Annotated in this window: 8 protein-coding genes; 3 read left to right on the top strand and 5 right to left on the bottom strand. The window is 40.5% G+C overall.

Features of this window, described 5'->3' with window-relative positions:
- Positions 1-4: 4 nt before the first annotated feature.
- Together AC57BQ_RS10030 and AC57BQ_RS10035 are read right to left on the bottom strand one after the other, a co-directional pair.
- Positions 5-3,148, bottom strand: coding sequence for a SusC/RagA family TonB-linked outer membrane protein (locus tag AC57BQ_RS10030; protein WP_496406143.1), 3,144 nt, complete (start codon positions 3,146-3,148; stop codon positions 5-7).
- Between the two features lie 187 nt (positions 3,149-3,335).
- The gene (locus AC57BQ_RS10035) at positions 3,336-4,217 is read right to left on the bottom strand and encodes an AraC family transcriptional regulator (RefSeq protein WP_496406144.1); all 882 of its coding nucleotides are present in this window, start codon (positions 4,215-4,217) and stop codon (positions 3,336-3,338) included.
- Between the two features lie 310 nt (positions 4,218-4,527).
- On the opposite strand from AC57BQ_RS10035, the gene AC57BQ_RS10040 reads away from it, so the two are divergent.
- From AC57BQ_RS10040 to AC57BQ_RS10050, 3 genes are all read left to right on the top strand, one after another.
- Entirely contained in the window at positions 4,528-4,818 is a 291-nt protein-coding gene (locus AC57BQ_RS10040; protein WP_496406145.1) for a PQQ-dependent sugar dehydrogenase, read from the top strand.
- Between the two features lie 39 nt (positions 4,819-4,857).
- The gene (locus tag AC57BQ_RS10045) at positions 4,858-5,715 is read left to right on the top strand and encodes a helix-turn-helix domain-containing protein (protein ID WP_496406146.1); all 858 of its coding nucleotides are present in this window, start codon (positions 4,858-4,860) and stop codon (positions 5,713-5,715) included.
- Between the two features lie 77 nt (positions 5,716-5,792).
- Positions 5,793-6,902 (top strand): FAD-dependent monooxygenase, encoded by a 1,110-nt coding sequence (locus AC57BQ_RS10050; protein WP_496406147.1) that lies wholly within the window; start codon positions 5,793-5,795, stop codon positions 6,900-6,902.
- Positions 6,903-7,395: 493 nt separating this feature from the next.
- Here the strand turns inward: AC57BQ_RS10050 and AC57BQ_RS10055 are convergent, their stop codons facing one another.
- The 3 genes from AC57BQ_RS10055 to AC57BQ_RS10065 form a co-directional block, all read right to left on the bottom strand.
- A complete protein-coding gene (locus tag AC57BQ_RS10055; RefSeq protein ID WP_496406148.1) occupies positions 7,396-9,399 on the bottom strand; it encodes an FAD-dependent oxidoreductase in 2,004 nt (667 codons plus the stop codon).
- 108 nt (positions 9,400-9,507) lie between these two features.
- The gene (locus AC57BQ_RS10060; protein ID WP_496406149.1) at positions 9,508-11,187 is read right to left on the bottom strand and encodes a RagB/SusD family nutrient uptake outer membrane protein; all 1,680 of its coding nucleotides are present in this window, start codon (positions 11,185-11,187) and stop codon (positions 9,508-9,510) included.
- 10 nt (positions 11,188-11,197) lie between these two features.
- Positions 11,198-14,521, bottom strand: a complete 3,324-nt coding sequence (locus AC57BQ_RS10065) for a TonB-dependent receptor (protein WP_496406150.1) — start codon at positions 14,519-14,521, stop codon at positions 11,198-11,200.
- Between the last annotated feature and the right edge of the window lie 179 nt (positions 14,522-14,700).

Genomic DNA, 14,700 nt, shown 5'->3' on the forward strand with positions numbered 1-14,700 from the left:
TTCGTTAAAAATTAACATTTAGGTTAAACGTCAGCGTATGATTGTACGGATAAAGATTATACTGGGAATCAACTACTTGAACATCAGGATTTAAACCTTTAAACTTGGTTATTGTAAAAATATTGGTCATACCTAATCCAAGTTTGATGTCGTTTATTCCATGGATTATATTTTTAGGAAGGCTATAGGAAAGTATCACTTCCTTTAATCTTATATAAGATCCATTTTGAAGGTATTTATCGCTTGCCGCGAGTTGCTGACTTAAAGGCCGCAATTTCGAATCCTCGGTGGTAGATGGATTAGTGGGTGTCCACCGATTCAAGACGTCTGTTGATAGGTTATTGAAATAACCGGCACTTGGGTTATCAAGTACCAATTGGGTTTGGCTATAAACCTTGTTTCCATAAACGTCTTGTACAAAAACATTAAGCTGAAATTGCTTGTAATTAAATTTATTGGAAAAGCCAAAAGTAACGGAAGGGTCAGCATTCCCGGCATAATATCTATCTGCATCGGTCAGCTGCCCATCTCCATTTGCGTCTCGAAATTTAGGATCGCCGGGGATTGCACCATATTTCGCTGCTTCTGTTGCTTCATTTTGTTGCCAAACTCCTTCGTAATGAAATAAATTGAATGAATTATATTGGTGTCCGGCCTCCCTTTGTATGATATAAGGGTATTGCGTATTCCCAATATAAATATTATTGGTTTTCACCACGTCACCACCCAGGTTAACAATCATATTTTTGTTATATGCAAAATTGAAGGAAGGGCTGTACGAGATTCCTGAACCTAAAATATTGGGAACGTACAGGGATAATGTGGCTTCAACGCCCTTGTTTTGAACTTTACCCTGATTTACCAGAATGATATTATAACCCGTTTCTAAAGGCACGTTCTTTTGCAACAATAGCTGATCAGAATTCTTAATGTAATAATCGACTGTTAATGACACGTTTTTCACACCAAAATCAAGGCCGAAGTTTAATGTTTTCACACGTTCCCATTGCAAATCGGGATTTGGCACGTAATTTCCTACCCTGGACAAAGTTGTTCCACCAGCATAACTCCCATATTGGTAATTTAGATTGGTCAGGCCGCTTGGAATGTTATTATTACCAGCCACACCATAACCGGCTCGTAGCTTTAAGCTTTGTATAGCGGTCACATCCTTCATGAAATTTTCTTTATCAATTCTCCAGGCCACTGCTCCTGACGGGAAATAACCAATTTTATGATCAGGGCCAAACTGCGTTGCTCCATCAGCACGAAAGTTAATGGTTGCCAAATATTTACCGTCGTAACTGTAATTGAATCTTCCGAAGACTGATTGAGAACTGCTGGTATAATATGAGGTTGATGGTTGCGAAACGATTGATGATCCAAGCAATGAATAATAACCGATGTTTGGGTTCGCAAAATTAGTCCCCTGTCCGAAAATATCGCGGTAAAACCTGGATTGCAAGCTCGCTCCTATCAGTAAGGAGAAAGTGTTTTTTGTTGCCACCGTTTTGGTATAATTCGCAAACAATTCCGCAAGGTTATTTCCAAAACTTCTGTAACTCGCACTTGCACTATTTTGAGTAGGATCAGGAATACCGCTACTGGTCCATGTGGACATTTTGTTATAAAACTGCTGATAGTCATATTTTGTCACACCGAGGTTCGCATTCACTGATAAACCGGGCAAAATATTATATTTTCCGGCCACTCCGATGTAAGTTGTTCCCTGAATCCAAAAATTGCTTGTTGATATTGGCGCAAATAATGGATTAACTCTAAATTGTTGGTTTGGAAACGGATTAGCAGTAAAGGATCCGTCAGCATTATAAATAGCTTGAGCAGGATTAGATATGACCGCGCCGAAATAATCATTTGATCGTTGGTCGTCTTTTTCATGGGTGTAAGATAAAAATACGTCAAATGAAAATTTACTATCATCATAGCCCACCCTAGCCTTACCAAATTCCCTCGTGTATTGTACCGGGGCAATATTACCAAACTGATTAAAGTAGCTTCCTTCCAGCGAATAATTGATGAATCCGTTATGACCAGAGAGCGAAAGTTCGTGACCCTGGTTCAATGCAGATGTTTTTTTCATTACTTCTGATTGCCAGTTAGTCCCTACCCCTGTTTTTGAAATAGAATCAACCTGAGCCTGCGTGTAAGGAAAAGCTGGAGGGTTAAGTTTATTATTGGGATCATCCGCCAGTTGCCGATAGAAATTTAAATATTGACTGGGGTTCAAAACAGCAATCTGCTTAGCCCCAAAGGTTGTCCCGACTTTAACACTATAGTTAATGCTCATCTTACTCGACTTACCTTTTTTCGTTGTTACTAAAATAACGCCATTCGCTCCTCTTGTACCATAAATCGCGGTAGAGCTGGCATCTTTAAGTATCGTGATCGATTCGATTTCATCCGGTGGGATCGCATTCAGATCGCGCATTTTCGAAATGGGGAATCCATCTACCAATACCAATGGGTCAGCGCTGTTCCCGACCAATGGGTTATATAAAGGATTGGGATTATTTGCATCAGGCCGTGCGGTAGTAGCAATGTTTAAAGATCCGTTCCCCCTTATCAGTATCTTTGGATCTGATCCCGGGTCTCCGTCATGTTGATTGATAGTCAAACCCGCAACCCGACCGTCAAGCATTTGCGCAACATTTAGATTAGCGGAACCTTGATTTAGCTCTGAAGGTTTCACAACGGTTATCGCACCGGTCAAATCACTTTTTTTAGAAGTTCCATACCCTACTACAACTACCTCATTTAAGCTTCGCTGATCCGGATGTAAAATGACATTTAAGTTTTTTTGTCCATTGATCGCTTGGTCCTGGGTGACAAATCCCATAAATGAAAATCGAAGTATGCTGTTCGGACCAGATACCGATATTGAATAAACCCCTCTTTGATCGGTCACTGTTCTCGATGTCCCGTTTTTAATTTGAATAGATACCCCAGGCAGGGTCAGTCCTGTTGAATCTTTAACCATACCAGTAACGGTTGATTCTTGTGCAACGGCCCCAAATGAGCAAAAAAATAAAACAAAGAGCACAATGAATATTGTTTTCACGTTGGGTGTGACAATAGAATGGCGTACCATTTCTTGGTCCACAATTAATTTTTGTAGCGTTTTCCTCATACTCGCTGGGTTTAATAGATTTATAATTAAGTTTTATTGAGGTAATAGATCCCTCATATAATTGGATGGTACTAAATTACTTACAGGTTTAATTAAGCAATTATGGTTTTTGATATATTAAGTATGCTTTTTGATTTTAACAAATGCGCGTTCAATCTTTATATTATTGGTCAATTTAAAAGCATAATTACTTTGTCATTAACCTTCGGAACTCAATTGGTGAAAGACCGGTCTTTTCCTTGAATAGCGCTGAAAAATAATTACAGGATTCAAAGTTCATTTCGTAAGATATTTCTTTGATGGACTTTGTATTGATGACCAATAACTCCTTAGCCCATTCGATCTTCAATTGGATCTGGTATTGCACAGGTGCAATTCCGGTATATTCTTTAAATATTTTTCTAAATCTCGAATAACTTATTTTTAGCTCGTCTGCTATATACTGGGGGGATATGTCATTTTTAATATTTGACCTGATCATCATACAGGCATGATTTACGATACTTTGTTCATCCCCCGCGGCATATAAATTGTGTTTGGCATATGCATGAAGCTGCCCTAAAATATACATGGTAGCTCCGCATATCATGGGTTGATAGCCTGGGTCTTTATTTCTGGCAGCATCAATGATCTGCTTGTAAAGATTTAAAATGGTTTCATTATACCCTATTTTAATCACAGGATTGTCCGGGCTGAAAAAGTCCTTTGAAATAAGGTTATTAATTACCGAGCCGTTAAATCCTACCCAATACTCTTTCCAACCGGTTTTAATATCCGGGCGGAACCTGTGCGTTTCTCCCGGAAATATCAAAATCACCGAACCCGGTTGAATAATGAGGTTCCCGGTACGTTGAGAATTATAAACGCCATTACCACCAGATATATAATAGATCATTTGATAATCCTGTAAGACCCTACCCTTGTCCCAATTATAATAATGATGCGATGGATGGTTTTTGTCTGGATAACTAACGTTAGCCGCTGATTCATAATATCCCGCATTTAGGATTTGCAATCCACAGTCTATATCATCTGATGAACCCGGCAAATATTTATAGTAATTGTTCATGAATAAAACAGTCATTAATCGACACCTGTTGAGAAGTCAAATAATGGATTAATGCCTGAAATTAATTGGCACGTTTTCACAAAAAATTATGTCAAATTCACATATTTATGAGGTTTAGTAAGAAATATGAATGGTGATAGAAACTTTAGAAGAAATTCGATCTAAAAATCAGAAAAAACGGTGTGTACGTTTTTTCTGATTCCTTATTAAATATCTCAATTGCGTTGCGGCATCTTTTAAATCACGCTCTGCCAACTTCGAGCGTGCGTCGTAAATGCAAGAAAATGCGATTCCAACAGAAAGGGGGCTTTTGAGTATCGCCCTACATCCCAAATTTAAGACCAATAGAAAATTCTATGTATTTTACAGCAGACCATCCGCCGAAAAATCGGATCATACCGGTGTAGTAGCCGAAAACAAACTAACAGCCGGTTCAGCTACGGTTGACCCTAATAGTGGGCGCATCATATTGACTATTGAGGAACCGGAATCAAATCATAATGGCGGTTGTGTCAAATTTGGCCCTGATGGCTATTTATACGTCTCTATATCAATTGGATCGGAATTCTTGAAAGCGATCCCCCCTACCGATAGAGAATAATGTGTTTGATTGCCTATCTTTGCCTAGAAAGAGCAAAATATGCCTAAAAAATCCGGTAAAATCCCTGTTAATAGTTTCGGTAGCGAACCTGGTGAGGGTATTACTATTGACCGGGTTTCTTTTGAAACTTTGCCGCCTTTGGGTGATTGGGAACAGCCTGAACGGCACGACCGGCATTCTTTTTTTCTGCTGGAACTGGGGACAGTCAGGATGGAAATTGATTTTAAGGTATATGACATCCATTCTCCTGCGCTGATCTATATGCATCCCGACCAGGTACACCGGATCATTGATTACAACAGGGTCACCGTTTATGCCTGGGCTTTGGATAATGAGCACCTTGATCCTGATCTCTTAAAGCTGCTCGAAGAGATTGCCCCTGCCGTCCCTTTATCACTTGATGAAGAGCGGTTTAATTTGCTTTCGGAGACCGCTTCTTTATTGATGAAATTCTGGCAAAGAAAAAATGCGCCGCTGTATCATTCATTACTGAATGAGCAGGGAAATGCACTCGTTGCACTCGTGATCTCAATTTTCTACGAAAACACCGGCCCATCCGAACAACAGAGCAGGCAGGAACAGATCACCAGGACTTTCCGGCAGCACCTGGCGCTGAGTTTTGCCGAGAAAAAACGCCCGGCCGATTACGCGGAAGCCCTACATATCTCCATTCCCTATCTCAACGAATGCGTCAAAAACGCAACCGGGAAACCGGTATCATGGCACATCCAAGAACGGGTTATTTTGGAAGCCAAGCGCCAGCTTTACCATTCCAGGCAGTCGTTAAAAGTGATAGCCGCATCGTTGGGCTACGACGATTACCCTTATTTTTCCAGGTTGTTTACCAAGGTTGCCGGTATGTCACCTGTTACCTTCAGAAAGAGAAACCTCGATTAGTCCAAGTTTATCGCTGTATATGCCTATTTAGTGAATTTCCTTCACCGTTCCTTTGCATCAACAAAAATCTAATTGAAATGGGAACAGATTATAAAAACGTAATGATATCCGGTGCCAGCTTTGCCGGGCTTTCAACAGCGTACTGGATGAACAAGTTCGGTTACCAGGTAACTATCGTAGAAATTGCGCCGGCTTTAAAAAAAGGCGGCACCCCGGTGAATATATTAGGAAAGACCATCCACGTGCTGCATAACATGGGGCTGTTTGAAAAGATCTACACCAACAGACTCCGTATGGAAAAAGTGGAGTTCAAGAATTCAAAAGATGTTACCCAGCTTACAGAATTTCACGAGCACCGTGAACAGGAAGAATATGAGGTAGAAAGAGATTTCATACTTGAATTGATGCATGAATCGATCAGGGATAAGGTTGAGATCATTTATGGCGAGACCATCACCGGGTTAAGTGAAAATGATGGGCAAATGCAGGTCACCTTTAAAAAGAGTGCGACCAGGCCTTTTAATCTGGTGTTCGGTTGCGACGGTATCCATTCCGTTGTACGCAACCTGTGGTTTGGCCCGGAAAAGGAATTTTCCCTTTTTCTGCAGGCCTATTTTTCCATCACTATCGTCGATAAACTGCTCATTCCGGAAAATACCACCCAGCTATACAGCGAGGTCGGGAAGACGGTCATGCTGAACGCCTATAATGGGAAAACAGATATTTGCTTTGCTTATCATTCCGAAAATGAAGTACCGTACGATTACCGGAACGAAGCGCAGATGCGTAATATGATCACCGAACAATATAAAAATTCCGGTTGGCGCTGCCAGGAATTGCTGGAAGAGGTTAGCCGATCCAATTCCTTTTACTTTGATAAACTTTGCCAGATGAAAATGCCGTCCTGGACAACGGGCCGTGTTGCGCTGGTTGGTGACGCAGGTTACTGCCCTTCACCTGCCGCAGGCCGGGGCGGTTCATTAGCAATTGATGGTGCGGCCGCACTGGCTGATTCCTTCGGAAAGTATAACGGAAATTATGAGGTGGCTTTTCAGGATTACAACAGCAGCTTACGCCCTTTTATCGAGCAGATACAATCAGAGGTCGTAGATTTTGGCCTTGATGTACTTATCCCCAAAACTGAAGAAGCGGTTATTAAACGAAATAAAGAGGGTTATAACTTTTAAAGGAATCAAAGCCTGAAAAAGCAGATATTCATAAAATGGCCTTCCAGGTGCTTAAAATAAGTTTCAGGCAGATTCTCATGTTCTTCAATATCGCCATAACAGCCAATAAAAAACAATAAGAAAAATATCGAAATCTTCTTATCTTTATACTAAGAAAACGATTTACAGTTATAGGGGCTTGGGATTATTTAAACCAAAGCAGTTGATAGCTGATGATATAGATCGGAATAGCGGGTGATTTTGTTCGTTTTTGCTGTATTTTCAATATCGTGGCAAAATCGTGGCAATGGGATTTTTACAATTTATAACAAACTATTTAACAGATAGTTATATATAAAAGTTCCAAACCCTAGCTCTCCGCATCAAAATATAAAGCCTCGTAAATTAATTTACGAGGCTTTTTTATGATGGGGTATTCAATAGGTTATCATTAAATTGATACCCTGATAATATCAAAGCTGTTATTAATTCAAATTGTCATCACACCCTAAAATCACCGCACAGGCACAAAAAGCACCGCATCGGCCACAATTACGCCATCGGCATTTTTATTGGAGATCTCTACATAAGCTTTCTTTTCCTGCGATAAATTATATAGCCCTAATGAAAGCCATTCTCCTGATGTTTGTCCTTCTACCCTCAAATCAGCTTGATTAATTACCTTTTCTGTTGTCTTTTCTCCGTCGTGTATGGTGATATATGTTTTTGAGGAAGGATCCTTAACTTTAGGAAAATAGGCATAAACCTGGTATGCACCATTTTTTAAAATTTGCGGAATAAATTTGACTGATTTAGCTGTTTCTCCTTTGGAATCATCAATAAGATAGGTTGGGCCATAGCCTCCGGACTTTTCAATTTTCCAGTCACCTGTTATTTGACTATCCTCGTTATCAACCAACACCTCCGGAGTGCTTTCATCGGCAAGGGGATTATTCTTGAGTATACCCTGTATTTCCTTGACACTAACCTGTTGAACCGCTATTTTTTTATCAATTGCCTGGCAGGCGGCTACGGCCGAAGATTGGCCTAACACCATGAATACCGGCTCCATACGAATGGAACCGTACGCTATATGGGTTGCAGACAAACATACCGGCACAAACAAATTAGCGGCTTCTTTTTGTTTGGGGATTATAGCCCGGTATGAAACAGCATAAGGCGCAAACCCATGTACCTGAACATCACCTTCATTTTTCACCATCCCGTTCACTACCAATCTTTCGCAATTATGTGAATCCATGCCATATGCGGCCATCCCTACACCATCATCAACCACTTCTTTTCCCTGGCAGTGATGCTGGGTCATCACCAGTTCTCCGATCATTCTGCGGGCCTCCCTGATATAAAGCTGAGTTGTCCAGTTACCGCTATCCGTATATTCATCTTTGGGATAACCCCATTGCTTCATTTCGTTCCTGATGTTCTCGGGTATGCGGCTATCATTTCCAATAAAATAAAGGAAGCCTTTGGTATAATCTTCATGTTCCTTCCATATTTTGGCTCTTGTATTATAATCAGCCTCGGGATATTCCCAGTTCATCCCGATCATATCAGTCGAGAAACCTTCCCTGTTATTAATGTCCGTTTTACCGTTAGGCATCTTACTGATAATAAAAACATCAAAAATTGTTTTCCAGGGTTGTTTCTCTTTTAAACGGATAAGTAACTCATACTTCTGAGGATCATAATTTGCGGGCCTTGAAATTGGGATCCGGTTCTCTGGCACATTGGTTAACGTAATGCGAAAATTGTAAGCCTGTACTTTTTTATCCCCGGCACCATTTGCTTGTAATACTTCCTTACTTATACCCCACAACAAACCACTTTTAGGGTCGCCCGGTACTTTATAGGGATCAACACCATCCAGAAACTGGTGTTGATCCAACAATTCAACCCCGTTTATAGTTTCATCATACTGACTGTTAGCCTCCCGCCCTACCGCATAAGAAACACCCGAACAAGCCATCAGATCCCCCTCATAAGTACAATCAATAAATACTTTAGCACGGATGGTTTTATTGGTAGCAACCGATGGCCTATAGCTATTCTCCAAGGTAATTTCTTTGAGCTGATTCCCATCTTTTTTTACTTTGATAAGCCTGTTCCCAAACAAAACAGAAAAGTGGGCTCGTTTTACATAGTCATTAAAAATATCTTCAGCTACCTTGGGCTCAAATATCCATTGTTCAAATTTTCCATAATGCGTGCCTATACGGCGGTAAAAATCTCTCGCTAAACCGGTCACTACATATTTATTCCCAATATCTGTATAACCAAGGCCTCCCGAGCTCATGCCTCCCAAATGTTTTCCCGGTTCAATCAAGATCACTGTTTTTCCCATTTTTTTTGCCGTGTAAGCAGCAATTACACCTGCGGAAGTTCCTCCATATACACAAATATCAGCACTGATTACTTTGCTGTTTTGTGCATTAGCAGGTAATACAGCAACAAAACGGACTATTAATATTGCCAGGATGATCGCTTTAATGTTTTTCATAATTGTTTATTTAAACGTTTCAATTTCAGAAAAAGACCTGCCGCCAGTAGAAGCAGGTCTTAGGTGACAGTAATTTAGGTTTAGTAATTTTTCAATAATGTCCTATATCTAATAACCCGGGTTTTGAACAATTGCGGGGTCAGTTACCGTTTCAATATTAGGGATTGGCCAAAGGTAATCCCTATTAGCATTAAAATTCCTGACCTCAACCACCCGCATATCTGCCTTATTGGGCACATTACTATAATTTGCAATTCCGTTAGCATCAATTGAAGGGGCATTGGCTAACAGCCCTCGCGGTATCCTTCCATAAAGAGGGCCCTTCATTACCTGGTCTGCAATTTTCCATCGCCGTATATCAAAAAGCCGGAAGCCTTCTGTTGCAAATTCATACAAACGTTCTTTGCGAACAACGGAACGAAGTTGGGCCTGGGATTGGCCAGGTTGAATTGCCGGCATATTTACACCTGAACGCTGCCTGATGCTGTTGATAGCATCATAAACAGACTGATCAATTTCTCCTTTTTCTATTTTGGCCTCGGCATATATCAGCAGCACCTCAGCATATCGTACCAGTATGACATTTAATTCTGAATTTGCTGGATCGGCTTTGTCTGTTAAATCTACGTACTTACGCCAGCAATACCCCGTTGCAGTAGCAAAAGCATTTATAGCTTCCTGGTTGGGCACTCTTGTTGCCGGCGATGTATTATAATTCCAGCATTGAAGGCTGTCTTTATGTGTCTCAAATTGATAATTGTAAAAAACAGACCCGGGTAAGGCAATGGTAAAGCCAAGCCTGGGGTCGCGGTTAGCAAAAGGTTTAGCAGGGTTATAAAGCGGCGACTTATCAATAGTTAGGCCATCGGTACATTCAAAAGCATCTACTAAAGATTGTGATGGTAGCTTATTGGAGTAACCCAAGCCGTTTCGCGATAAGTAGCTTTTAGCGGTAGATTGCGTTATCGCGGCAGATTTCAGGTATTGTAAAGCAAGGATGATCTCCTTTGAAGTTTGACCGTTATAAGTAAATAAATCGGCAAAATTATTATGGAGGCTATAAGTGTTCAGATCCATTACAGCCTTGGCTGCCATTATAGCAACATCCCATTGGCCATTATATAATGCCGCTCTGGCCTTTATGGCCAAGGCCGCACCTTTTGTTGCACGCCCTGCATCACTTGCACCGTAACTTACCGGAAGATCATTAGCTGCAGCATCCAACTCGTTGAGCACAAATGTTAATACATCCGCTTTTGAACTTCTGGGAAGCTGTGCATTGTTTATAGACAACATGGTTGTAACCAATGGCACCCCGCCAAAAAGTTCTATTAAATTCTGATAAGCATAGGCTCGTACAAAACGTGCCTCGGCAATTGACCTGGTATATATAGCCGGTGTGGTTTTATCCTTTACCTTAGCAACATTGTCTAATATAAAATTACATCTTCCTATGGAGGTATAGAACTGGGTCCATATTGTTTGTGTGTAGGCGTTATTGCTATCCTGATTTCCCTGGCCTAATGATTGCAGGCCATCCACATTCCGGTTCCAACCAATATCGGTAGCCTCGTCAAGCGAGGTAACAATAGGCATATTAACATCGAAATTGATCTTTAAAGTTGGGTAAATTCCGTTTACAGCTAAAATCAGTTCATCCTGATTGGTAAAAAAGTTTTGATCAGATGGCCCTGACAATGGAGATTTATCTAAATAACCTTTGCTGCATGCCGAAGTAATGAGGATGAGGCAAATTACCAGTATCCTCAGTTTTATATTCTTTTTCATCTTTTAAGTCTTAAAAATTAACATTTAAACCAAAGCTGTAAACTTTTACCTGAGGATATGAATTAACCGTACCAACAGGCGATTCCACATCGTAACCCTTCCAGAAATTATCCGAAGTAAAAAGATTAGAACCATTGACAAACATGCGCATGCTCCTGACACCTATTTTACTGGTTAAGGATACTGGAAAAGTATAACCTACCTGCAGATTTTTTAATCGCAGATAAGAGGCATCTTTCATCCAAAAGCTTGAGTTTTGTTCATTGTTCGATCCGCCGAAAGCAAGACGCGGAAATTTAGCATTGGGATTATCCGGGGTCCAGCGGTCTTTATTTTGTTCAAGGATAGTTCCACCAAACTGCCCCGTGCTAAACGGCATTATACCAGGCCCATATAAGTATCCGTTAGCCTTCCCTACACCTTGCAAAAAGATACTGATATCAAACCCCTTAAATGAACCAGTAATGTTTGATGCATAAGTGTACCGGGGAATGGTACTTCCCAGCACAACTTTATCTTTTTCGTTTATTATTCCGTCGTTGTTTTGATCCTTGTATTTGATATCCCCGGCTGCAACCGTACCAAACTGCGTGGCATGACCTGCAACGTCTGCGGCATCCTTAAAATAGCCCTCTGCCTGATATCCGTAAATAGAATTAACAGCATAACCTTCCCTGTTTACAGTAAGGCCAGGTAAACTTATCCCATGCATATCGATCACCTTATTTTGAACATCAGAAAGGTTTAAATTAACACTGTATTTAAAAGCGTTTATATTCCCTTTATACCCAATACCTAACTCCCATCCTTTATTCTTAACTACTCCCGCATTTTGAAACGGAGCATTTAATCCTATAATTAATGGAATATCCAAAAGGAGTAAAATATTGCTTGTTTTTCTGGTGTAATAGTCAGCAGTTATCGTTAAATGGGAGAACAAAGTCATATCAATACCAATGTCAGACATTTCTGTGCTTTCCCAAGTGATATCGCTATTGGCTAAACTATTAAGGGAAGCCGTATTTACAACTTGTTTCCCAAAAACAGATGTTCCTAAAACAACAGCTGTTACAGAGGGATAAGTTCCGATATTCTGATTTCCTAAGCGGCCCCAGGAAAGCCTGAGCTTCAGTTCATCAATTGTATTTTTTAGGGGCTCCATAAAACTCTCCTGTGATATGCGCCAGCCAGCAGAAACCGAAGGAAAGAAAGCATACTTATGGCCTTTAGCAAAGCGGGAAGACCCGTCATAACGACCATTTACCTCAATTAAATACTTTTGCTTATAATCATAGTTTATCCTTCCGAAGTAAGAACGTAAGGCCCATGCCTCGGATGTACCTGCTGTTTGCTGATTTGCAGTAGAACCCGCATTGATAACCGGGTAATCGGGCAATATATAAGTATCGCGATAGGCGCTTGTATAATCATTATGATAATCTTCTTGCGAGGCGCCTAAAAGCATCTTCAGATCATGTGCTCCGAATGTTTTATTGAAGGTAAGCATAGCCCTCAGCGTATTATAAAAAGACCGGCTGCTACTTTCAGTAAGCGTTGTTAAAGCCGGGGTTTTAAAACTGGGTGTACCATCCGGAAGGTAGGTTTGAATAGCTTTATTAAAGTTCTTTCCGATAGATTCTGCATATTTGGGGCCAACATTAACTTCGGCTTTTAGCCATTCAACCGGGCTGTAAAGAAGGGTTGCATTTAAAGTGGCAAAGGGGGCTGTGGTCTTATTTGTACCACCATCCTTAGTTTGGGCAATAGGATTAAGGCCATTCCAGCCTACGCCCCAACTACCATTTGAATTAACACCTAATTGGTTGGCCGGAATACCATTTATATAGTTAAAGATGTTTCCAGAACCAACTCCAGGTTCCTTAGTTACAGCGTTAATTATTTGAAGATCGAATTTTGCGCTAAATTTCTTTGAAAAAGTAACATCAGTATTATTACGTATGGTATAACGTTTAAAATCAGAGTTCTCAATAATTCCTTTTTGATTAAAGTAGCCTACTGAAGTAAGCAAGCGAACTTTTTCTGAACCCCCGTTTACGGTTAAAAATTGGCTTTGCTGGAAACCGGAACCAATTAACACTTCTTTTTGCCAATCTGTATTTGGATATTGATCGGTACTTCCACCATTCTGAGCCCGATATTGTTGAATCAAATCATCAGAATAAAGTTGAGTTCTCCCTACATTAACATAAGCTTCATTCAGCAGCAGCATGTGATCCAGCGCATTTACAGTCTTTGGCATATTGGTTGGTTTTTGCCAGCCAGCATAACTATTATAGCTTATACCTATTTGTTTCCCGCCACGTTTGGTTGTTACCAAAATAACACCGTTTGCCGCTCTGGAACCGTAAATAGATGCCGAAGCTGCATCTTTTAATATAGATACTGATTCAATCAAATTGGGGTCAATGTTATTCATCGAACCCTCTATCCCATCAATTAAGACTAAAGGATCAGCAGTTTTTCCAGTTGTTTCTATTGTTCCAACGCCCCTGATCCGGATCGTGCCGGCATCCCCTCCGGGTCTTCCTGAACTTTGGGTTACAGTAACTCCTGGCGCCACACCCTGTAAGGATGCGGAGGTTTGCCCTACCGGCCTTATTTTAAGATCATCTCCTGAAACAGACGAAACAGCACCTGTAAGGTTCACTTTCTTTTGCGTTCCATAGCCCACTACCACTACTTCATTCAATCCCTTTGATTCGGGTTTTAGTTGAACATCAATCGTAGTTTGTCCGTTAACAGCAACTTCCTGCATTATATAACCAATACTGGTAAAAACAAGCGTTCCATTGTTGTCAGAAAGGGTTAGCGAATACTTACCTGTTACATCGGTAACAGTGCCAATAGTGGAGCCTTTCAATTTGACACTTACTCCCGGTAGTCCTCCCTTTTCATCAGTTACGGTACCGCTTATCTTAATTGCAGGAGCCGGAAGCGGGGCTTGATTTTCTTCAGCATTCTTTCGTTTTAAAACAATGGTTTGCCTGATGATCTTATAGGTGAGGGGTTGATCTTTAAAACATTGCTTTAAAACTTCCTCAATAGATGCATTGGTTACCACTACACTAATTCTTTCATTTTGAGGAATATCCTTACTGTTGTATAAAAAATAATACCCGCTTTGGTTTTCTATTAACTGTAAAACTTTTTCAATAGAAACTTTATTTTCCCGAAGCGTTATGGTTTGACTAAAACTGGATGCACTTACCTGAGTAAGTACGGTAAACATAATAATGGCAATTAACTTCATAGCCAATATAGTTTTGGCAAGTTGCGGCCGGGCCGGCAACAATGCCTTATTAATAAATTTCATACCTTTGAAATGTTGGGTTTAAGGGTTAGCTATCAATTTTCACGATTGGTTTATAATTGTAAACTCAGCACCAACCGGGAATGTGGGCAAACGCTTCCCGGTTTCTTTATTTACAAGAATTTACATACTTTGAATACATTACCTTGGTAATGTTTGGGGTGGGTTAGTATATCTTCTTC

The sequence above is a fragment of the Mucilaginibacter sp. BGA-UO-ETr-C110 genome (assembly GCF_059567985.1).

Coding starts and splice junctions, on each gene's coding strand:
- AC57BQ_RS10030 (WP_496406143.1), bottom strand. CDS start 3,148: ATGAGGAAAACGCTACAAAAATTAATTGTGGACCAAGAAATGGTACGC.
- AC57BQ_RS10035 (WP_496406144.1), bottom strand. CDS start 4,217: ATGAACAATTACTATAAATATTTGCCGGGTTCATCAGATGATATAGAC.
- AC57BQ_RS10045 (WP_496406146.1), top strand. CDS start 4,858: ATGCCTAAAAAATCCGGTAAAATCCCTGTTAATAGTTTCGGTAGCGAA.
- AC57BQ_RS10050 (WP_496406147.1), top strand. CDS start 5,793: ATGGGAACAGATTATAAAAACGTAATGATATCCGGTGCCAGCTTTGCC.
- AC57BQ_RS10055 (WP_496406148.1), bottom strand. CDS start 9,399: ATGAAAAACATTAAAGCGATCATCCTGGCAATATTAATAGTCCGTTTT.
- AC57BQ_RS10060 (WP_496406149.1), bottom strand. CDS start 11,187: ATGAAAAAGAATATAAAACTGAGGATACTGGTAATTTGCCTCATCCTC.
- AC57BQ_RS10065 (WP_496406150.1), bottom strand. CDS start 14,521: ATGAAATTTATTAATAAGGCATTGTTGCCGGCCCGGCCGCAACTTGCC.